Source organism: Cellulosimicrobium sp. SH8, from assembly GCF_025818875.1.
Taxonomy (GTDB): domain Bacteria; phylum Actinomycetota; class Actinomycetes; order Actinomycetales; family Cellulomonadaceae; genus Cellulosimicrobium; species Cellulosimicrobium cellulans_D.
Genome location: NZ_JAMXMH010000002.1, coordinates 178,019 through 197,970, shown reverse-complemented (window position 1 = coordinate 197,970; position 19,952 = coordinate 178,019). Strand labels below are relative to the sequence as shown.

The following is a 19,952-nucleotide window of genomic DNA, read 5'->3' as shown; positions in this document are numbered from 1 at the left end:
CCGCCCGGGCCGTTGCCGTCCCCGCCCTGTCCGATCCCGGGCCGCCGAGCACGAGGTTGCTGTCGTTCTGAGGACCAGGACGAGACGAACCTCGTGCTCGACCGCGCGCGACGTCGTGCTCGGCGCGGCGGGGGCTGCCGGTCAGGTCGGGTTGCAGCGCGCGGCCATCGTGGCGAGCAGCCCGACGTCGGGCCGCCAGGGCTCGAGGTTCCACGTCGCCTTGTCCGGGGCGCCGACCGCGTGGCACACGAGCTGGTCGTGCATCGTCGGGGTGTCGGCCTCCGGCTCGGCCGCGAGCACCTGCGCCCAGACGAGCTCCTGGCCCGCCCGGCCCGCGGCGCGCGCCCACGCCGTCGCGTCGACCGCGAGCGACCGCCCGCCCTCGCGCTCGCCCCAGTCGGCGCTCCTCATCGCCTGCGTGCCGAGCGTCACGGCGACGTCCCAGGCTGCGGCCGGACCGGCGCCCGTCGCGCCCGCGTCGTCGGCCGTCCCCGTCCCGCTCGCGTCCCCCGCGAGGGTCCGCGGCGCGCCGCTCGTCCCGTCGGTACCGGACGAGGTGTCCGGCGACGTGCCCGACGACGTCCCTGCCGCGGGCACGAGCGTCACCTCAGCGCGGTGTGCGTCGAGGAGCGCGACCCGCACCCCGGGAGCACCGGCTGCGGTCGGTCCGGCCGATGCCTCGCCGTCCGTCCCGTCGGCGCCAGCCGTGCCCTCGTCCCGGTCCTCACCGTGCGGTCCGACGTCATGCGGTCCGACGTCGTGCGGAACGCTGCCGTGCGGACCGACGACGCGGGGGGCGTCGAGCCCGCCGACGGGCGTGCCGGCGTCGTCCAGGACGGTCAGGGTGCCGTCCGGGTGGCGCACGAGCGACCCGGCCTTGACCGAGACCAGAGCCGGGGCGTCGGTGAGCACGAGCGCGACGTTCGACGTGCCCTCGTCGCCTGCCGAGACAGCCGCTGCCGGAGCACCGCCGTCAGCCGCGGTGGAAACGAGCGTCGGCGCCGCGATCTCGACCGTCGCCGGACCCATGAGCACCCGCACGGCCTCGGGCGCCGCGGTCGTGTCGCCACCGGCGTCTGCCGTGCCGCCCTCGTCGGGCTCGCCGGACGTGCCGTCCGCCCGCGTCGTCGTGACGGTGCCGGGGCTCGGCGCGGACGCCCCGCCGTCGGGCGTGCACCCGGCGAGGACGACGAGCATCAGGACGCCGGCGGCGAGGGGTCGCACCGTCGGACGAGGCCGGCGCCGCGCTCCGGCGCGGCCGGGCCGGGTCACGACGACACGGGAAGCAGGCCGGCCCAGCGGCGGGCGAGGTCGACGAGCCCCACCCGCTGGAGCGCATCGACCTCGTCGGGCGTGAACCAGCCGACGTCGTCGGTCGACTCGTCCTCCTCGACGCGCAGCTCGCCGCCCACCACGTGGGCGCGGTAGACGATGCGGATCGCGTGCAGCGCCCGGTCGCGGTCCTCGGGGCGCAGCCGGGCCGCGGCGTCGACCACGATGCTGTCGACGCCGAGCAGGCCGTCGAGCTCGACGTCGTAGCCGGTCTCCTCGCGCACCTCGCGGACGGCCGCGGCCTCGGGGTGCTCCCCGGGGTCGATGCCGCCCCCGGGCAGGGTCCAGCCGCCGTGGTCGCCCTCGCTCCAGTGGGGGAGGAGCATCCTCCCGTCCTCGCGGACGATCACGGCGTAGGCGGCGACGCGGGTCTGCATGGACCCATCATGCGCGACGACCGCCCGACGACCGCCACAGCCCCTGCTCTGCTGTCGACCATGCGATCCGGCGCGCCGAGCACGCGGATGTCGCCCATCCCAGCGCCCGGACGGTCCGCAACCCGATGTGCGGCCGCCCCGTGACGGTAGTCTTGCGCGAGTGGTCTGGGTCGAATACTCTGGATCGAGTATTCGGAGGTGAGCGATGTCCCGTCGTCCTGTGTCCAACCCGCTCGCGCTCGCGGTGCTCGCGAGCCTCGCCGAGCGACCCATGTATCCGTACGAGATCACGACGACCCTGCGCGAGCGGGGCAAGGACGACAGCATCCGGCTCAACTTCGGCTCGTTGTACTCCGTCATCAAGTCGCTCGAGAAGCACGGCTTCATCACGCCGTCGCACTCGGAGCGCGAGGGCAACCGGCCCGAGCGCGTCGTCTACGAGATCACGGAGGCGGGCAAGGTCGAGGCGGCCGCGTGGCTGCGCGAGCTGCTGGCGGTGCCGTCCAAGGAGTACCCGGACGTCGAGGCGGGGCTGTCGCTCATCGCCATGCTCTCGCCCGAGGAGGTCGCGGCGCTCCTGCGTGCGCGCCTCGCGTCGCTGGACAACGAGATCCGCACGCGCGACGCCGGGCTCACCGGCGCGGCGGCAGCCGGGCTGCCGGAGCTCTTCCTCGTCGAGGCCGACTACCGCCTGGCCATGCTGCGCGCGGAGCGCGCGTGGATCGACCGGTTCGCCGCACGCCTGGAGGCGGGCGAGGTCGGCGGCCAGGACGGCTGGGCCGAGATGGCGCGCCTGCGCGCCGCGGGCGCCTCGCCCGAGGAGATCGAGGAGGTCGTGCGCCGCCACCTGCCCGCCGACCTCACCCCCTGAGACCACCGGCGCGCGTCCGACGAGGATAGGCGCCGGACGGAAAAGAGTGGTGGCCCGGATGCGCCAACATCCGGACCACCGAGCCCGAGTCGTCCCGCCGGAACCGACAGAACTGCTGCGTCAACAGTCACCCAGGGCCCTCCCATGCTAGCCGCGCGGGAGGGGCCACCCCCGGCGAGACGGCTCCCGACACAAGGAGCCTCATCGTGCCCTCCACCACCCGCGCGCGGGAGACGGCGATCGCCGCCGTCGACCTGCGCAAGACGTATCCGGGCGGCCGCGGCCGCCCGCCCGTGCACGCGCTCGACGGTCTGTCGTTCGCCGTGCCCGCGGGCACCGTGTTCGCCCTGCTCGGCCCCAACGGGGCGGGCAAGTCGACGACGGCCAAGATCCTCACGACGCTCAGCCGCGCCGACTCCGGCACGGCGACCGTCGCCGGGATCGACGTCGCGCGCCAGCCCGAGCGCGTGCGGCGCGCGATCGGGTACGTCGCGCAGAAGCCCGTGACCGACCCCATGGACTCCGGACGTGAGAACCTCGTCCTCGCGGGCCGGCTCCAGGGCCTCGGCGCGCGCGCCGCCCGCGCCCGCGCGACCGAACTGCTCGACCGGTTCTCCCTCACGGACGCGGCCGACCGCCTCGTGAAGACGTACAGCGGCGGCATGGCGCGCAAGCTCGACGTCGCGATGGGCATCGTGCACCGGCCGCAGGTCGTGTTCCTCGACGAGCCGACGACCGGGCTCGACCCGGAGGCGCGCGCCGAGATGTGGGCCGAGATCGAGCGCATGACGGCGCGCGAGAGCATGACGATCCTCCTCACCACGCACTACCTCGAGGAGGCCGACCGCCTCGCCGCGAACCTCGCGATCGTCGACCACGGCCGCGTCGCCGTCGCGGGGACCCCCGACGCGCTGAAGGACGAGCTGCGCGGCGACGGCATCGTCGTCGAGCTCGCGCCCGGGACGGCAGCTGCCGTGCCCGACGGCGCGACCGCCCTCGCGGCGCGCGTCACCGACGCGGTGCGTGCCTGCGCGGGCGTCCGCGACGTGCACGTCGCGGGCCGCACCCTGCGCGCCCGGGCCGACTCGGGCGCCGTCGCGCTGCCCGCCGTCCTCACCGCGCTCGACGCGGCGGGGCTGCCCGTCGCGTCCGCGACGCTCGCGCGCCCGAGTCTCGACGACGTGTACCTGCGGCACACCGGCCGCACCTTCGCAGCGGCCCAGTCCGCCGAACCGGCCGAGGCCGGCCGCGATCTCGACGCGACGACCGAGGGGGTGGCCGCATGACCGCCGTCGTGCACACCGGGCTGCTCACCGCCCGGGCGCTGCGCCAGGGCGCGCGCATCCCCGTGTTCATGGTCATGAACCTCGTGCAGCCGATGATCTGGCTGCTGCTGTTCGGCCAGCTCTTCCAGGCCGTCGTCGAGATCCCCGGGTTCTCCACGGGCGGGACGTACCTCGAGTTCATCGCGCCGGGCGTCGTCATGATGACGGCGATGTTCGGCGCCGCGTGGGCCGGCACGTCGTACGTGCAGGACATGGACCGCGGTGTCATGGACCGCTTCCTCACGTCCCCGGCGTCGCGCGGCGCGCTCATGGCGTCGACGATGATCTACCAGGCCGTCATCGCGGTCGGGCAGGCCCTCGTCGTCCTCGCGGTCGCGTGGCTGTGCGGGGCGCGGTTCGGCAGCACGCCGGGCGAGACGACGCTCGGCGTCCTCGCGCTGCTGCTCGCGGTCGTGCTGCTCACGGCTCTGTTCTCGGCGCTGAGCAACGCGATGGCCCTGCTCACCGGGCAGCAGGAGGCGCTCATCGGCATCTCGCAGCTCATCACGCTGCCGCTCATGTTCCTGTCGTCCGCCGTGATGGACACGCGGCTGTCCGCGGACTGGGTGTCCGACGTCGCGCGGTACAACCCGTTCGACTGGGCCGTCGTCGCGGGGCGCGAGGCGCTCGCCGCGTCGCCCGACTGGGGCGTGGTGTGGGGCCGTCTCGGGCTGCTCGCGCTCGCGGCGGTCGTCATGGGCTGGCTCGCGACGCAGGCGTTCCGCACCCGCCAGCGCTCGGCCTGACGCCGCGCACGACGTCCGCCCGAGGCCCACGGCCCCGGGCGGACGTCGTCGCTCAGCGGGACCTGCCGTCGTCGTCGGAGTCGTCCGGGACCTCGTCCTCGAGGCGGGAGACGTCGGAGAACGCGATCTGACGGTGCCGCACCGAGCGGTTGTACAGCCACGTGACGAACGAGAGCAGGATCCCCAGGCCGACGAGCGCGCCCGCGATGACGTACTGCTCCTGCTGCTCCGAGCTGCGCGCCCACGGGCCGGCGAGGTACGCGCACGTGAGCGCACCGAGGACCGCGAGCCAGGTGCGGGTGCGGAAGTGCTGGTGGTCCACGCGGTCGCGGCGCAGCACGAGGAGCGCGATGTTGACGATCGTGAACACGACGAGCAGGAGCAGCGACGTCGTCCCGCCGAGCAGCGCGATCGCGTTGGTGCCCGACTCGGTGCCCGACTGCCGCACCACGTAGACGATGAGCGCGAAGGCGATGGCCGTCGTCACGAGGATCGAGACCCACGGCGTGCGGCGGAACGGGTGCACCTGGCCGAACGCGCGCGGCAGCACCCCCTGGTTCGCCATGCCGTAGAGCAGGCGCGACGCCATGAGCATGTTGATGAGCGCCGAGTTCGCGACGGCGAACATGCCGATGAAGGGGAAGATCGTGTCGAACGGCAGGTTCGGCGCCCCCGCCGCGACGACCTGCGTGAGCGCGGAGCCCTTCGAGTCGTCGACGAGGTCGCCGACGGGGACGAGCGCGACGGCGGTGATCGCGACGAGCACGTAGATCGCGCCGGTGATCGACAGCCCGGTGAGCATCATGCGGGGGAAGTCGCGCACGGGGTTCTTGCACTCCTCGGCCATGTTCACCGAGTCCTCGAACCCGACCATGGCGAAGAACGCGAGCGTCGTCGCGGCGGTCACGGCGAGGAACACGCTCTTGTCGTCCGCGCTCTCGAACACGACGACGCGCGAGAAGTCGGCCCGGCCCTGCGTCGTCGCCCAGAGCCCGACGAAGATCACGAGCAGCAGGCCGGAGAGCTCGACGAGCGACAGCACGACGTTCGCCCGGACGCTCTCGCCGACGCCGCGGAAGTTGACGAGCGCGACGAGGGCCATGAAGCCGAGCGCGATGAGGAGCCTGCCGTCGCCGCCCGTCGGGAGCGCCAGCCCGAACCCGTCGGAGACGAACCCGGCGAACGCGTTGGACGCCGTCGACGCGGACGTGATGCCCGAGCTCATGACCATGAACGCGACGACGAACGTCAGCAGGTGGATGCCGAACGCCTTGTGCGTGTAGAGCGCCGCACCGGCGGCGCTCGGGTACTTCGTGACCAGCTCCAGGTAGGAGAACGCCGTGATCGTCGCGACGACGAACGCGAGCAGGAACGGCAGCCACGCCGCCCCGCCGACCTCGCCCGCGACCTGGCCCGTCAGCGCGTACACGCCCGTGCCGAGGATGTCCCCGACGATGAACAGGAGCAGGAGCCTGGGCCCCATGACGCGCTTGAGCTCCGGCTGCTGCCGTTCCTCCGTGCGACCCGCGGTCTGGCTCATGAGAGGCTCCCTCGCGTCTCGACGTCCCGAACCTCCATGGAACCCCCGGCCGCGGACTCGTGTCAGCGCGAACGGGCGCGTGTCGCCTCCGGGCTGCCGAACCCGGGGTCGCTCCCCAGGTCGGCCGGCGGGTGGGGAACGATCCCGGGCTCGGCGGACGTCGGGCGTGCGCTCGTGGCGGGACGCGGACGGCGGCGCAGGACGCCCGTCGTCGTCGCGACGCCCAGCAGGAGCACGACGCCGCCCAGCAGCTCTGCCGCGTTCGGCACCTCGTCGAGCACGACCCACGCGGCGAGCATGCCCACCGGCGGCACGAGCATCGTGAACGGCACCACCGCCGACGCCGGGTACCGGGCGAGCAGCGTGTTCCAGATCCCGTAGCCCACGAGGCTCGCGAGCCACGCGGTGTACAGGGTCGACAGGACGGGCGCGAGCGTGAGGTGCGTGAGCGCGTGCCCGACGGCGTCGGGCCCGTCGAGCGCGAGCGACAGGCCCAGCATGGGGAGGGGCACGACGAGCGCCGACCACACGGTCATCGACAGCCCCTCCAGCCCGGGCCGCCGTGACGTCGAGCCGTGGTCCGCCGAGGGAAGGACCTGGCGGCTCCCGGCACGCCGGGCGACGACGTTCCCGACCGCCCACGACGCCGCGGCGGCGAGCGTCACGACGAACGCGAGCGCCGGCGTCGACGCGCTGCGACCCACGCCGACGACGACGAGCCCGGCGGCGCCGACCAGCACGCCGACGAGCTGCGACCGCGTCGGCACCTCCCGCAGCGTGGCAGCGGCGAACAGCACGGTGAGCCCGACCTGCGCCTGGAGCACGAGCGACGCGAGGCCGGCGGGCATGCCGAGCGCGAGCGCGGTGTACAGGAGGCCGAACTGGCCGAGGCTCATGAACGCGCCGACGAGCAGCACGTCCCGCCACCGCGCGCGGGGTCGCGGGACGAGGAAGATCGCGGGGACGAGCACGACGAGGAAGCGCAGGGCGACGAAGAGCGTCGGCGGCATGTCACCGAGGCCGAGGTCGATGACGACGAAGTTCACGCCCCAGACGACGGCGACGAGGAGGGCGAGGAGGGACGAGCGCAGGGGCATGGGTACGAGCGTGCGCCCTCGGCATCGTGCACGTCCAGCGCACGGTCGTGCACGGTTCTCGGTAGCGTGGCTTCCCGATAGCCTGGGGTCATGATCGACCTCGCCGCCGTGGACGCACTGCTCGCCGTCGACCGCACCGGGACCGTGCACGCCGCCGCGCGTGAGCTCGGGTACACGCCGTCCGCCGTCTCGCAGCAGGTCAAGCGCCTGGAGCGCGACCTCGGCGCGCGCCTGCTCGACCGGGAGGGGCGCGGCGTCGTGCTCACGGCCGCCGGCCGGCGCGTGGTCGAGGAGGGCCGCGCGCTGCGCGAGCAGGTCGAGTCGCTGCGCGCCCGCCTGCACGACGCCGGCGCCCGGCCCACCGGGACCGTGCGGCTCGGGTCGTTCTCGACGGCCGTGCGCGGCGTCGTCGCACCCCTCGTCGCACGCGTGCGCGACGACGTCCCCGACCTGCGGCTCGTCGTCGAGGAGGCGGAGCCGTGGGACGCCGTCGCGGCCGTCGCGGCGGGGACGCTCGACCTCGCGCTCGTCCACCACTGGGAGGGCGTCGGCCTCGCGCTGCCCCCGAGCCTGCGCGCCGAGGAGCTGTTCCGCGACGAGGCCGACGTGCTCGTGCACGCGTCCAGCCCTCTCGCCGGGCGGTCCGCGCTCACGCCCGCCGACCTGCTCGACGAGACGTGGGTCTGCACGCCCGACGGCACGATCTGCTACGAGTGGTTCTGCCACATGTTCGCGCGCGAGCCGCGCGTCCCGCGCATCGACTTCCGGTGCCTCGAGTTCGCGTCGCAGGTCGAGGTCGTGGCGCAGGGCCTCGCCGTCGCGCTCGTCCCGCGGCTCGGTCGCGGCCCCCTGCCGTCCGACGTCGTCGCGGTCCCCGTGCGCGAGCCCGTCCCGACCCGCCCGGTGACGGTCGTGTGGCGCGCCACCATGACCGACGCCCCGGCGGTCCGCTACCTGCGCGAGCGGTTGCGCGCCGTCGCACCCTGACCAGGCGCCGAGCTCAGGGTTGCTCCTCACCCTCGTCCGAGGGCAGGGAGAGAGCCCGGGTTCGGCGGTGTCCGGCGGGCGGGGGCACCGACCTCCGCCGGAACTCCGCGGGGCCGCGGGCCGTTGGGATCGGCGAGGGTATCCGTCGCAGCCGTCCGACGAAGGGACACGATGACCGAGCACGAGCCGACCCGCCGGTCCGCCGACCCGCGCACCGTGGCGATCGCGGGCCTGACGACCGTCGCCTGGTACGCCGTGCCCGACGTCGTGCGGCCGCGCTGGGCCCGCGCGCTCGCCAAGACGGTTGTCGCGACGACGGGCGCCGTGCTCACGGTGACCTCGACCGCGGAGGGGCGCGAGGCGCGCGAGGGCGTCCGGTCGCTGCGCGACGCCGCCCGCGCGGCGGGCACCGACGCCGACGGCCTCGACGTGGTGCCGAGCAGCAGGACGAGCACCCTGCCCGAGGCCGAGCCGGCGGACGACACCGTGCGCGAGGACAACACGTACGCGCCGGACCGTGACGAGCCGACGCCGGTCCCGCCCGGGGTCGTCGGCGCGGCCGCGGCCGGGGGCGTGGTGCTCGCGACGGCGCTCGCCGTCGCGGGGGAGAAGTGGGCCTACCGCCGGGGCGAGCGGTTGCGCGCCCGGGGCGTGCGCCTGCCGCACGCACGCGTCGGGCTCGCGCTCGGCGCGCTCGCCGTGGCGCTCGCGGCGGCGGAGCCCTACCTGTGGAACGCTGAGGACCGCTGAGGCAGCGACCCGGGCCGGCCCACCGGCGTGAGGTCGTGCACCGTGCGGCCTCGCGGACCGGGAGGGGCCGACCGTGATCGGGTTCGGGCTGGCGCTCGCAGGGGTCGCCGCGGCGATCCACGTGTACATCTTCGTCATGGAGTCGCTCACGTGGACGAGCGCGCGCACGCGCGCGACGTTCGGCACGTCGCGCGAGGAGGCGGAGGCGACGAAGGAGCTCGCGTTCAACCAGGGCTTCTACAACCTGTTCCTCGCGGTGCTCGTGGTGCTCGGGATCGTCCTGTACGCGACGGACCGGCAGGACGTGGGCCTCACGCTCGTCGTCGCGGGCGCCGGGTCGATGGTCGCCGCCGGGCTCGTGCTCATCCTCTCGTCGCCGTCGAAGGCGCGCGCCGCGCTGGTGCAGCTCGTCCCGCCGCTGCTCGGGGTCGTCGGGGTCGTCGTCGGCCTCGTCGCCTGACGGCACCCGACCGGAGGGCGGACGGGGCCACGACGTCCGGCGACCCGCCGGTAGACTGGGCCCCGCGCCGTCGTGCGCTCCCCGCATCAGCGCCCACCCGAGGGAAACGATGACCGCCCCCGCACCCCAGGCTTCCGCACGCCCCGCGCTCGACACCGTCGAGCACGCCGCCGCCACCCCCGACGAGGACCAGCCGTACGCCGAGCTCGGCCTCAAGCCCGACGAGTACCAGCGCATCCGCGACATCCTGGGGCGCCGCCCCACGGCCGCCGAGCTGGCGATGTACTCGGTCATGTGGTCCGAGCACTGCTCGTACAAGTCGTCCAAGGTGCACCTGTCGAAGTTCGGCACGGCCACGACGGACGAGATGAAGAAGCACCTGCTCGTCGGCATCGGCGAGAACGCGGGCGTCGTCGACATCGGTGACGGCTGGGCCGTGACGTTCAAGGTCGAGTCGCACAACCACCCGTCGTTCGTCGAGCCCTACCAGGGCGCCGCGACGGGCGTCGGCGGCATCGTGCGCGACATCATCTCGATGGGCGCGCGCCCCGTCGCCGTCATGGACCAGCTCCGCTTCGGCGCGGTCGACCACCCGGACACGGCGCGCGTCGTGCACGGCGTCGTGAGCGGCGTCGGCGGCTACGGCAACAGCCTGGGCCTGCCGAACATCGGCGGCGAGCTCGTGTTCGACGCCTCGTACCAGGGCAACCCGCTCGTCAACGCGCTGTGCCTCGGCGTGCTGCGCCACGAGGACATCCACCTCGCCAACGCGTCGGGCGTGGGCAACAAGGTCGTGCTGTTCGGCGCCCGCACGGGCGGCGACGGCATCGGCGGCGCCTCGATCCTCGCCTCGGAGACGTTCGAGGACGGCGTCCCCGCCAAGCGCCCGAGCGTCCAGGTGGGCGACCCCTTCATGGAGAAGGTCCTCATCGAGTGCTGCCTCGAGCTCTACGCGGCGAAGGTCGTCGAGGGCATCCAGGACCTCGGCGCGGCCGGCATCTCCTGCGCGACGTCGGAGCTCGCCTCCAACGGCGACGGCGGCATGCACGTGTGGCTCGACGACGTCCTGCTGCGCGACCCCACGCTCAACGCGGGCGAGATCCTCATGTCCGAGTCGCAGGAGCGCATGATGGCGGTCGTCGCGCCGGACAAGCTCGACGAGTTCCTCGCGATCACGAGCAAGTGGGACGTCGAGACCGCGGTCATCGGCGAGGTCAACGACTCGGGCCGACTGACGATCGACCACCACGGCGAGCGCATCGTCGACGTCGACCCCCGGACGGTCGCGCACGAGGGCCCGGTGTACCACCGCCCGTACGCGCGCCCGTCGTGGCAGGACGGCCTCAACGCGCGCACCGTCGAGGCCGACGCGCTCGCGCGCCCCGAGAGCGGCGACGACCTGCGCGCGACGGCACTGCGCCTCCTCGCGTCGCCGAACCTCGCGTCGAAGGAGTGGGTGACGAACCAGTACGACCGGTTCGTCCAGGGCAACACCGCGCTCGCGCAGCCCGACGACTCCGGTGTGATCCGCGTCGACGAGAGCACGGGCCTCGGCGTCGCGCTCGCGACCGACGCCAACGGCCGCTACGGCAAGCTCGACCCGCGCACGGGCGCGCGCCTCGCGCTCGCCGAGGCGTACCGCAACGTCGCGACGACGGGCGCCCGCCCGCTCGCCGTGACCGACTGCCTCAACTTCGGCTCGCCCGAGGACCCGGACTCGATGTGGCAGCTCGTCGAGGCGATCGAGGGCCTCGCGGACGCGTGCCGCGAGCTCGGCGTCCCCGTCACGGGCGGCAACGTGTCGCTCTACAACGGCACCGGCGAGCCCGGCCAGATCGACTCCTCCATCCACCCGACCCCGGTCGTGGGCGTGCTCGGCGTGCTCGACGACGTCGCGCACGCGACGCCGTCGGGCTGGCGCGAGACGGGCGAGAGCATCTACCTGCTCGGCACGACGCGGCCCGAGCTCGACGGGTCGGCGTGGGCCGAGGTCGAGCACGGGCACCTCGGCGGCCTCCCGCCGCAGGTCGACCTCGCGGCCGAGAAGGCGCTCGCCGGCGTGCTCGTCAACGCGAGCCGTGACGACCTCGTGTCGGCCGCGCACGACCTCTCCGAGGGCGGGCTCGCGCAGGCGCTCCTCGAGGCGTCGCTGCGCTTCGGCGTCGGCGCCACGGTGTCGCTCGACGCGCTGACCGAGCGCGACGGCGTCACCCCGTTCGAGGCGCTGTTCTCCGAGTCGACGGCGCGCGCGCTCGTCGCCGTCCCCCGCGGCGAGGAGTCCAAGCTCGTCGACGCGTGCGTCGCGCGCGGCGTCCCCGTCCTGAAGATCGGCGAGACGGGCACCGAGCCCGGTGCGGCCGCCGAGTCGGGCGAGGCGCTCGAGGTCGCGGGCCTGTTCACCGTCGCGCTCAGCGAGGCGGACGCGGCCTTCCGCGGCACGCTGCCGGCCATCTTCGGCTGACACCCGCACCACCGACGCCCCGGTCACCGCACAGGTGACCGGGGCGTCGTCGTCCGCGGACGACCCGACGGCGTGTCCCGGAGTCCCGCCGAGCACGACCCTGCGCGCGGTCGACCACGGGGTTGCTGTCGGAAGGAGCCCGACAACGACAGCAACGTCGTGCTCGGCGGGAGCGAGCGACGGGTGGGTTCGGTGGAGGTCGGCGGGCGAGGTGGTGCGGCGGGTCGCGGCGCGTGTCGCGACGGTGTCAGAGTCCGGGCATGACCTCGGCGACCACGAGCCTCCCGCCCGCGCGCGTCACCGCCCGACGGCGGCCCGGCGGTCCGGTGCTCACGGTGCTGCTCTCCGTCGGGACCGTGGCGGTCGTCCTGCTCACGCTCGTGCGGGCGGTGCCGTACGACGCCGTGACGCCGTTCGCGCAGGTCGTCGGGTTCACGCCGTTCGTCGCCCTCGGGGTGGTCGTCGGGCTCGCGCTCACGCTCCTCGCCCGGCGATGGATCCTCGCGGCGCTGCTCGCGGTGTGCGTCGCCGCGCAGGCGGTGTGGCTCGTGCCGGCGTTCGTGCCCGGTCCGGCGCCGCCCGACGACGCGGCCTCCGTGCGTGTGATGGGCGCCAACGCGTGGCTCGGGTCGGCGGACGCCGAGGCGTTGGTCGACCTCGTGCGCGAGCAGGACGTCCAGGTGCTCGCCGTGCTGGAGCTGACGACAGGCCTGCGCGAGCGCCTCGTCGCGGCGGGCATCGAGGACGTGCTCCCGTACAGCGCCGACGCGAAGGTCGGGTCCGGGGCGCTCGGCAGCGGGCTGTGGAGCGCGCTGCCGCTCGACGACGTCGACGTCGAGCCGTTCTCCAACGACGCGATGCCCTCCGCGACCGTCGAGGTCGACGGCGTGCCGGTGCGGGTCACCGCCGTGCACCCGATCCCGCCGATCCCGGAGTACGTGCGCGTCTGGGGCGAGGAGACCGCCGCGCTGGCCGAGCGGGCGACCGCGGACCCGCTCCCGCAGGTGCTCGTCGGCGACTTCAACGCGACCCACGACCACGCGACGTTCCGCCGCCTGCTGGGCGACCGTTTCCACGACGCGTCGCGCGCGTCCGGGAGCGGGCTCGACCTGTCGTGGTCGCCGCGGCCGGGCACCGTCCCGCCGGTCCTGAACCTCGACCACGTGGTGACGGACCGGGAGAACGTCGTGACCGGCGTCGGCTCCCTGCACGTGCCCGGCAGCGACCACCGCGCGATCGTCGCGACGGTCCACGTGCCCCGCCCCTGACGCCGAACCCGGGGTCGTTCCCCACGCGTGGCTCACGGTGGGGAACGACCCCGGGTTCGACGCCGGAGAGGGTCAGCCGCGCGCGGGCTCCGGGGAGTCGACGGAGGTCTCGTGGTGCGGGTGGCGGCGTTCCAGGGCGGCGCCCTCGACGTCGACGTCGGGCAGGATGCGGTCGAGCCAGCGGGGGAGCCACCAGGCCTTGTCGCCCACGAGGTGCATGAGCGCGGGGACGAGCAGCATCCGCACGACGAACGCGTCGACGAGCACGCCGAACGCGAGCGCGAACCCGATGGGTCGGATCATCGAGCTGTGCGAGAAGACGAACCCGCCGAAGACGGAGATCATGATGATCGCCGCCGCGGTCACGACGGACCGGCCCGCGCGCAGGCCCTGCGTGATCGCGACGCGCGCCGGGGCGCCGTGCGCGTACGCCTCGCGCATCCCCGAGCCGAGGAAGAGCTGGTAGTCCATCGCGAGGCCGAACAGGATGCCGACGAGGATCGTGGGCAGGAAGTTGAGGATCGGTCCCGGCGTCTCGACGCCGAACACCCCCGACAGCCAGCCCCACTGGTAGATCGCGACGACCCCGCCGAGAGCGGCGAAGTAGGACAGGATGAACCCGAGCGTCGCGACGACCGGCACGAAGACCGACCGGAACACCAGCACGAGGATGACGAGCGACAGCCCCACCACGACCGCGAGGTAGATCGGCAGCGCCTGCGCGAGCTTGTCGGAGATGTCGATGTTGCCGCTGGCCGAGCCCGCGACCCCCAGGGACGCCTTGCCGTCGGGCGCCTCGACGTCGCGCAGCGCGTGGACGAGGGCCTCGGTCGACTCGCTCGTGGGCCCTTCGGCGGGGATCACCTGGAACGCGGCGACCGTGCGGTCCGCAGAGGTCCCGATCGGGGCGACCGCGACGACGTCGTCGAGCGCGAAGAGTGACCGGGCGACCTGCACCTGGTACTCCAGCGCCTCCGCCTCCGTGGGCTCGCCCGGGAGGTCGGCGACGACGAGCAGCGGCCCGTTGGTGCCCTCGCCGAACTGCTCCGCGATCGTCGAGTAGGCGCGGTACTGCGTGGAGTCGTGCGCTTCCGACGACCCGTCGGGCAGGTTGGTGCGCAGGTCGAGCGCGGGGAGGGCGATCACCCCGAGCGCCACGACGGCGAGCAGCGCCGTGCCCACCGCGCGCAGCGTCGACATCGGGCGGACGGGCTTGGTCCCGTCCGGGGCGGTCGTGCCCGACGCCGCGGTGTCGGCCGCCGTGTCCGTCTCGCCCGGGGCTGCGGCACCCGCGGCTTCAGCGAGCGCGGCGCGCTCCCGGCGGCTGAGGATGCGCGTCCCGATCATGCTCAGCAGAGCGGGCGTCAGCGTGACGGCGATGAGCACGGCGATCGCGACGCACAGCGCGCCGACGGTCCCCATGAGGCCGAGGAAGGGGATGCCGGTGACGTTGAGCGCGAGGAGCGCGATGAGCACCGTGGCGCCGGCGAACACGACGGCGTTGCCCGACGTGCCGTTCGCGAGCGCGATCGACTCCAGCACCTCGTCGCCCTGCTTGAGCTGGCGGCGGTGCCGGTTGACGATGAACAGCGAGTAGTCGATCCCGACCGCGAGCCCGAGCATGAGTCCGAGCACGGGGGTCACCGACGACATCTCGACCACGCCGGAGAGCGACATCGCGGCGAGCGCGCCGATCCCGACACCGATGAGGGCCGTGAGGATCGGCAGCCCCGCGCCGACGAGCGTGCCGAGCATGACGACCAGCACGATCGCCGCGACGACGAGGCCGATCGCCTCGCCCACGCCGAAGACCTGGGGGACGCCCTGCGTGATGTCGGACGAGAAGTCCGTCTGGACACCCTCGACCGGGTCGTCGGTGAAGACCGCGACGAGGTCGTCCTTGGTCTGCTGCTCGATGCTCATGTTCGGCTCGGTGAACGCGACGCTCGCGACGGCAGCGCTCCCGTCCTCGGACACCATGCGGATCTCCGACGCCATCTCGAGCAGCGGCGCCGAGGCCTCGAGCTGCGCGGACTGCTCCTCGAGGGTCGTGCTCTGGTCCTCCAGCGCGGTCACCTGCTTGTCGAGCGCCGCGGCCTGGGCGTCGAGCTCGGCGCGCCCGGCGTCGAGCTCGGCCTGCTGCGCGTCGAGCTGGGGCGCCGCCTGGTCGAGCGCGCCCGCGGCCTCGGCCTGCGCGCGCGCCGCGTCGAGCTGGGTCTGGCCCTGGTCGAGCTGGGTCCGCGCGGCGTCGATCTGCTCCTGGCCCGCGGCGAGCTGCGTGCGACCGTCCTCGATCTGCGTGCGCCCGGCCTCGATCTGGGTGCGGCCGTCCTCGACCTGCTGACGCTGGTCCGCGAGCTCGGCCTGCGTGGCGAACGGGTCGACGGCCGTCTCGACGCCGTCGACGTCCTCGGCCGCGGCGAGGCGGTCGGAGATCTCCGCCTCCTGCTCGGGCGTGAACGCGGAGCCGTCCTCCGTGGCGAAGACGACGGTGCCGCTTCCGCCCGACGCCTCCGGGAGCGCCGTCTGCAGGCGCTCGGTGACCTCGGCGGTCGGTGTGCCGGGGATGGAGAAGCTGCTCGCGAGCGAGCCGCCGAACGCGACGAACGCCGCCCCCGCGAGCACGAGCACCGCGAGCCACGCGGCGAGGACGGTCCGCGCGCGGCGCGCGCTGGCACGCCCGAGGCGGTAGAGGAGTTCAGCCATGAGGGTCCTTCGGTGGGGAGTCCGGGGTGGTCCGGTGGGCGGTGCGGCGTGCGGTCCGGTGGCGGTCAGCGAGGTGAGGGGCGGGAGGCGTCAGGCGGGGATCTCCCAGCCTGAGCGCATGCGCGCGACGAGACGGTCGAGGAGGTCCGCCCACACGCGGCGCGAGGCGTCGTCGTCGGCGGCGCCGGTCGCGGCCCACCAGCGGCGCTGGATCACCAGGACCCCGGCCATGAGCGCGCCGACGAGCATCTCGATCTCGAGCGGGTCGACGTCGGGGTGCCGCCGCGTGGTCTCGGCGACCAGGCGCTCGGCGAGGTGGGTGAACGTGCGCACGACCATCGTCGTGACGCGCGGGGTGGGCTCGGTCGCGGTGCCGCCGAGGGCGCGCGTGAGGTAAGCCATCGGGCCGACGAGGTCGGTGCCGCGGAGCGCGGCGGTGAGGTCGTCGAGCGGGGTCGTGCGGTCGGTGCCGGGGTCCGCGGCGCTCGCCCCGAGCGCGTCGACCACCGTGCCCAGCACGTCCTCGCACACCTCGACCACCACGTCGTCGAGCGACGCGAAGTGGTTGAAGATCGTGCGCCGCGCGACGTCGGCGCGTGCGGCCAGCTCGTCGACCGTGAACCGGGCGCCCCCGTTCTCCTCCATGAGCGACGCGGCGGCATCGACGATCGCGCGGCGGTGACGCGCGCGCAGCGCGGCGCGGCGGTCGGTCGTGGGGCTGGTCGGGGAGCCAGCCGCAGAGCCTGTCGGTGAGCCTGTCGTCGGGTCCGTCACGGGCACGTCCGACGGCTCGGTCGCGGAGGGAAGGGGCACCTGTTGACACTAAGTGCATTGATGCACTCGGTGCAAACAGAGCCCCGATCGGCTCAAAGTTGACCGATTGAGTCCAGTATGTGGGAAGGTCTCCACGGCGCGTTGACACCCCGCGGTGGCCGCTCGTAAGTTCCCGCGCAACCGAGGTCGTCGCACCCCGGTCACAGGACATGGTCATGAGCTCCGACGCCAAGCCCCGGCTCGTCGGACGGCAACCCTCCCGCGCGGTGGGGTGCCCCGGGTGAGGACCAGGTCCCGCGTCGCGCGGACCACGCGCGGTGCGGGGCAACGACGCGGAGCCCGGCGACGGGCACGAAGGAGACGGACGATGGATCGGCGAATGTCGAGCACCGCGGTGAGCACCGCGCACGCGTCGACGTGCCCCTGTCCGTTCGCGGGCGGCCTCGGCGCCCTCGCCCTCGGGGCCACGGGTCCCGCGCGCGTCGCCTGTTGTCGCTGACGACGACCCGCCTCTGACACCCGCGCCACCCGCGCGCGGTCCGGGTCCCTCCCGGCTTCCCCAGCCCCGTCCTGCCGCCGCGCGCGGCCGGACCGCCCTGCCCACCTTCCGGCACCCCGCCGCGCCCTGAGCGCGCCGTCGGCTCAACTGAGAACGGATCCTCGCGATGTCCGACCCCCGCCCTGCCCGCACCCTCCACCTCGGCGTCGACCTCACCGACGCCGGCGCGCACCCCGCCGCCTGGCGGACCGTGGGCTCACAGGCCCAGCGCCTGTTCGACGCCAAGCGCCTCGTCGAGCTCGTGGCCACGGCCCAGCGCGGCCTGCTCGACCTCGTCACGCTGGACGACGCGTTCACCCTCCAGCCGGGCCGCAACGGGTCCGTGCGCGGCCGGCTCGACGCCGCGCTCGTCGCCTCCCGCCTCGCGCCCCGCAGCGCGGGGATCGGCCTCGTCCCGACGGTCACCACCACGCACACCGAGCCGTTCCACGTGTCCAAGGCGATCGCGACGATCGACCACGTGAGCGCGGGCCGCGCCGGGTGGCAGGTCGGGTGGTCCACCACGCCGGCGGAAGCCGCGGCGTTCGGGCGCAAGGGCGCGCAGGACGAGCCCGACGCCGTCGCCGAGGCGGACGAGGCCGTCGAGGTCGTCACGCGTCTGTGGGACTCGTGGGAGGACGACGCCGAGATCCGCGACGTCGCGACGGGCCGGTTCGTGGACCGCGAGAAGCTCCACTACGTCGACCACGAGGGCATCCGGTTCGCGGTCAAGGGGCCGTCGATCACGCCGCGCCCGCCGCAGGGCCAGCCGCCCGTCGTCGTCCGGGCGGGCACGCCCGCGTCGCTCGACCTCGCGGCCCGCCGGGCCGACGTCGTGCGGGTGCGCGCGGCGACGCGCGACGAGGCCGTCGCCCTGCGGACGCAGGTGCGCGCCGCCGCCGCCGACGCCGGTCGCGACCCCGACGCGCTGCGAGTCTTCGTGGACGCGTACGCCGTCATCGGCGACACGCGCGCGAGCGCCCAGGCCCGCCTCGACCTGCTCGAGGACCTCGAGGGCGTCTCGTGGGACACCGACTCGCTCACGCACGTCGGCACGGCGCGGGACCTCGCGGTCACCGTCGAGGAGTGGGTGCACGCCGGCGCGGCCGACGGCTTCCTCCTGCGGCCGTCGTCCCTGAGCACGGACCTCGACGCGATCGTCGACGGCGTGGTGCCGCTCCTGCAGGGCGCGGGCCTGTTCCGCACCGCCTACCCCGGGACGACGCTGCGCGACACGCTCGGCCTCCCGCTCCCCGCCAACCGCTACGCGGCGATCGCCTGACCCCGGACGGACCCACGACATGAGCACGCACCCCCGCAAGCAGATCCACCTCGGCGCCCACTTCCCGGGCGTCAACAACACCACCGTCTGGAGCGACCCCCGCTCGCGCAGCCAGATCGACTTCGCCTCGTTCGAGCACCTCGCCCGCCGTGCCGAGGACGCGAAGCTCGACTTCTTCTTCCTCGCGGAGGGCCTGCGCCTGCGCGAGCACAAGGGCCGCATCCACGACCTCGACGTCGTGGGCCGCCCCGACACGCTGCCCGTGCTCGCCGCGCTCGCGGCCGTCACGGACCGCCTCGGCCTCGCGGGCACGATCAACACGACGTTCAACGAGCCGTGGGAGCTCGCGAAGCAGTTCGCGACGCTCGACCTCCTCTCCGAGGGCCGCGCGGCCTGGAACCTGGTGACGAGCCCCGACGCCTTCACGGGTGCCAACTTCCGCCGCGGCGGCTACCTCCCGTACCCGGAGCGCTACGCCCGGGCAGCAGAGGTCGTCGAGGTCGCGCGCGCCCTGTGGGACTCGTGGGACGACGACGCGGTCCTGGCCGACCGGATCGCGGGCGAGTTCCTGCGGCCCGGCGCGGTGCGCCCGGTCGCGCACCACGGTGCGTACGCGGACGTCGTCGGGCTGTTCGAGACGCCGCGCGGACCGCAGGGCCACCCCGTCCTGTTCCAGGCGGGCGACTCCGCCGACGGCCGCGACTTCGCCGCCCGGACCGCCGACGTCGTCTTCTCCGCGCACTCGACCTTCGACGCCGGGCGCGCGTTCTACGACGACGTCAAGGGCCGCCTCGCCGCCCACGGGCGCGACCGCGACTCCCTGAAGATCCTGCCCGCGACCGTCGTCGTGCTGGGTGACACGCCCGCCGAGGCGGAGGAGCGCGCGCGGGAGATCCGGCTCCAGCAGGTGTCGGGCCCGACGGCGATCGCGTTCCTCGAGCAGGTCTGGGGCCGCGACCTCGAGGCGTACGACCCCGAGGGGCCGCTGCCCGACGTCGAGCCCGACACGGAGAACCTGTCGATCACGCGGGGCCGCGTGCGGCACGCGAAGGACCCGGCGGCGGTCGCCGCGGCGTGGCGCGAGCAGGCCGAGGCGAACGGGTGGTCGATCCGCGAGCTCGTCATCCAGGTGACGTCGCGCGGCGGCTTCGTCGGCACGCCGCAGCAGGTCGCGGACGACATCGACCGCCACGTCCAGGAGGACGCCTCCGACGGCTTCATCCTCGTGCCCCACCTCACGCCGGGAGGGCTCGACGACGTCTTCGACCGCGTCGTCCCGCTGCTCCAGGAGCGCGGCTCGTTCCGCACGGAGTACGAGGGCACGACCCTGCGCGAGCACCTCGGCCTCGTCCGGCCCGGCGCCGCGCAGCGCACCGCCGACCCCGAGCCGGCCTCCGCCGAGCTCGTCGGCTGACCGCAGCCCGCCCGCACCCGTCCC

At 74.3% G+C, this 19,952-nt stretch carries 16 protein-coding genes and 1 riboswitch; of the genes, 10 read left to right on the top strand and 6 right to left on the bottom strand.

The features are described from left to right. Window positions 1-141 precede the first annotated feature (141 nt). Both NF338_RS03610 and NF338_RS03605 read right to left on the bottom strand, forming a co-directional pair. On the bottom strand, window positions 142-1,224 hold the full coding sequence (locus NF338_RS03610) for a DUF2599 domain-containing protein (RefSeq protein WP_264029540.1): 1,083 nt from the start codon (window positions 1,222-1,224) through the stop codon (window positions 142-144). A gap of 44 nt (window positions 1,225-1,268) precedes the next feature. Next, window positions 1,269-1,709, bottom strand: coding sequence for an NUDIX hydrolase (locus NF338_RS03605; protein ID WP_204539553.1), 441 nt, complete (start codon window positions 1,707-1,709; stop codon window positions 1,269-1,271). Window positions 1,710-1,914: 205 nt separating this feature from the next. Between NF338_RS03605 and NF338_RS03600 the strand changes: the two genes are divergently transcribed. The 3 genes from NF338_RS03600 to NF338_RS03590 all read left to right on the top strand — a co-directional run bounded on the left by NF338_RS03600 (window position 1,915) and on the right by NF338_RS03590 (window position 4,651). Next, window positions 1,915-2,580 (top strand): PadR family transcriptional regulator, encoded by a 666-nt coding sequence (locus NF338_RS03600; protein ID WP_264029539.1) that lies wholly within the window; start codon window positions 1,915-1,917, stop codon window positions 2,578-2,580. A gap of 206 nt (window positions 2,581-2,786) precedes the next feature. After that, a complete protein-coding gene (locus tag NF338_RS03595; protein WP_264029538.1) occupies window positions 2,787-3,866 on the top strand; it encodes an ATP-binding cassette domain-containing protein in 1,080 nt (359 codons plus the stop codon). Continuing rightward, window positions 3,863-4,651, top strand: a complete 789-nt coding sequence (locus NF338_RS03590) for an ABC transporter permease (protein WP_264029537.1) — start codon at window positions 3,863-3,865, stop codon at window positions 4,649-4,651. The genes NF338_RS03595 and NF338_RS03590 overlap by 4 nt, the downstream gene beginning before the upstream one ends. 52 nt (window positions 4,652-4,703) lie before the next feature. On the opposite strand, the gene NF338_RS03585 is transcribed toward NF338_RS03590, so the two are convergent. Both NF338_RS03585 and NF338_RS03580 read right to left on the bottom strand, forming a co-directional pair. Then, the gene (locus NF338_RS03585) at window positions 4,704-6,191 is read right to left on the bottom strand and encodes an APC family permease (RefSeq protein ID WP_264029536.1); all 1,488 of its coding nucleotides are present in this window, start codon (window positions 6,189-6,191) and stop codon (window positions 4,704-4,706) included. Between the two features lie 62 nt (window positions 6,192-6,253). Next, the gene (locus NF338_RS03580; protein ID WP_264029535.1) at window positions 6,254-7,288 is read right to left on the bottom strand and encodes an EamA family transporter; all 1,035 of its coding nucleotides are present in this window, start codon (window positions 7,286-7,288) and stop codon (window positions 6,254-6,256) included. Window positions 7,289-7,378: 90 nt separating this feature from the next. On the opposite strand from NF338_RS03580, the gene NF338_RS03575 reads away from it, so the two are divergent. From NF338_RS03575 to NF338_RS03555, 5 genes are all read left to right on the top strand, one after another. Beyond that, a complete protein-coding gene (locus NF338_RS03575; protein WP_264029534.1) occupies window positions 7,379-8,275 on the top strand; it encodes a LysR family transcriptional regulator in 897 nt (298 codons plus the stop codon). A 171-nt stretch (window positions 8,276-8,446) separates the two neighbouring features. Next, window positions 8,447-9,025 carry a hypothetical protein gene (locus NF338_RS03570; protein WP_264029533.1) on the top strand — a complete coding sequence of 193 codons (579 nt, stop codon included), beginning with the start codon at window positions 8,447-8,449 and terminating at the stop codon, window positions 9,023-9,025. Window positions 9,026-9,098: 73 nt separating this feature from the next. Beyond that, entirely contained in the window at window positions 9,099-9,485 is a 387-nt protein-coding gene (locus NF338_RS03565) for a DUF1304 domain-containing protein (protein WP_264029532.1), read from the top strand. Between the two features lie 109 nt (window positions 9,486-9,594). Continuing rightward, window positions 9,595-11,946 (top strand): phosphoribosylformylglycinamidine synthase subunit PurL, encoded by a 2,352-nt coding sequence (purL, locus tag NF338_RS03560; protein ID WP_087470963.1) that lies wholly within the window; start codon window positions 9,595-9,597, stop codon window positions 11,944-11,946. 260 nt (window positions 11,947-12,206) lie between these two features. Next, window positions 12,207-13,214, top strand: coding sequence for an endonuclease/exonuclease/phosphatase family protein (locus tag NF338_RS03555; protein WP_264029531.1), 1,008 nt, complete (start codon window positions 12,207-12,209; stop codon window positions 13,212-13,214). Between the two features lie 72 nt (window positions 13,215-13,286). Here the strand turns inward: NF338_RS03555 and NF338_RS03550 are convergent, their stop codons facing one another. After that, window positions 13,287-15,920, bottom strand: coding sequence for an MMPL family transporter (locus NF338_RS03550; protein WP_264029530.1), 2,634 nt, complete (start codon window positions 15,918-15,920; stop codon window positions 13,287-13,289). A 90-nt stretch (window positions 15,921-16,010) separates the two neighbouring features. Continuing rightward, window positions 16,011-16,733 carry a TetR/AcrR family transcriptional regulator gene (locus NF338_RS03545; RefSeq protein ID WP_264029529.1) on the bottom strand — a complete coding sequence of 241 codons (723 nt, stop codon included), beginning with the start codon at window positions 16,731-16,733 and terminating at the stop codon, window positions 16,011-16,013. 172 nt (window positions 16,734-16,905) lie between these two features. Further along, window positions 16,906-17,015, top strand: a riboswitch (SAM riboswitch). A 344-nt stretch (window positions 17,016-17,359) separates the two neighbouring features. Here NF338_RS03545 and NF338_RS03540 point away from each other — a divergent pair. Together NF338_RS03540 and NF338_RS03535 are read left to right on the top strand one after the other, a co-directional pair. Continuing rightward, window positions 17,360-18,514 (top strand): LLM class flavin-dependent oxidoreductase, encoded by a 1,155-nt coding sequence (locus NF338_RS03540; protein ID WP_264029527.1) that lies wholly within the window; start codon window positions 17,360-17,362, stop codon window positions 18,512-18,514. Between the two features lie 19 nt (window positions 18,515-18,533). Further along, a complete protein-coding gene (locus NF338_RS03535; protein WP_264029526.1) occupies window positions 18,534-19,928 on the top strand; it encodes an NtaA/DmoA family FMN-dependent monooxygenase in 1,395 nt (464 codons plus the stop codon). The last annotated feature ends 24 nt before the right edge of the window (window positions 19,929-19,952 follow it).

Excerpts from the sequence above, each read along its gene's own strand:
- NF338_RS03540 (WP_264029527.1), top strand. The coding sequence starts at position 17,360 with ATGTCCGACCCCCGCCCTGCCCGCACCCTCCACCTCGGCGTCGACCTC.
- NF338_RS03575 (WP_264029534.1), top strand. The coding sequence starts at position 7,379 with ATGATCGACCTCGCCGCCGTGGACGCACTGCTCGCCGTCGACCGCACC.
- NF338_RS03590 (WP_264029537.1), top strand. The coding sequence starts at position 3,863 with ATGACCGCCGTCGTGCACACCGGGCTGCTCACCGCCCGGGCGCTGCGC.
- NF338_RS03555 (WP_264029531.1), top strand. The coding sequence starts at position 12,207 with ATGACCTCGGCGACCACGAGCCTCCCGCCCGCGCGCGTCACCGCCCGA.
- NF338_RS03580 (WP_264029535.1), bottom strand. The coding sequence starts at position 7,288 with ATGCCCCTGCGCTCGTCCCTCCTCGCCCTCCTCGTCGCCGTCGTCTGG.
- NF338_RS03535 (WP_264029526.1), top strand. The coding sequence starts at position 18,534 with ATGAGCACGCACCCCCGCAAGCAGATCCACCTCGGCGCCCACTTCCCG.
- NF338_RS03570 (WP_264029533.1), top strand. The coding sequence starts at position 8,447 with ATGACCGAGCACGAGCCGACCCGCCGGTCCGCCGACCCGCGCACCGTG.
- NF338_RS03605 (WP_204539553.1), bottom strand. The coding sequence starts at position 1,709 with ATGCAGACCCGCGTCGCCGCCTACGCCGTGATCGTCCGCGAGGACGGG.
- NF338_RS03600 (WP_264029539.1), top strand. The coding sequence starts at position 1,915 with ATGTCCCGTCGTCCTGTGTCCAACCCGCTCGCGCTCGCGGTGCTCGCG.
- purL (WP_087470963.1), top strand. The coding sequence starts at position 9,595 with ATGACCGCCCCCGCACCCCAGGCTTCCGCACGCCCCGCGCTCGACACC.
- NF338_RS03550 (WP_264029530.1), bottom strand. The coding sequence starts at position 15,920 with ATGGCTGAACTCCTCTACCGCCTCGGGCGTGCCAGCGCGCGCCGCGCG.
- NF338_RS03585 (WP_264029536.1), bottom strand. The coding sequence starts at position 6,191 with ATGAGCCAGACCGCGGGTCGCACGGAGGAACGGCAGCAGCCGGAGCTC.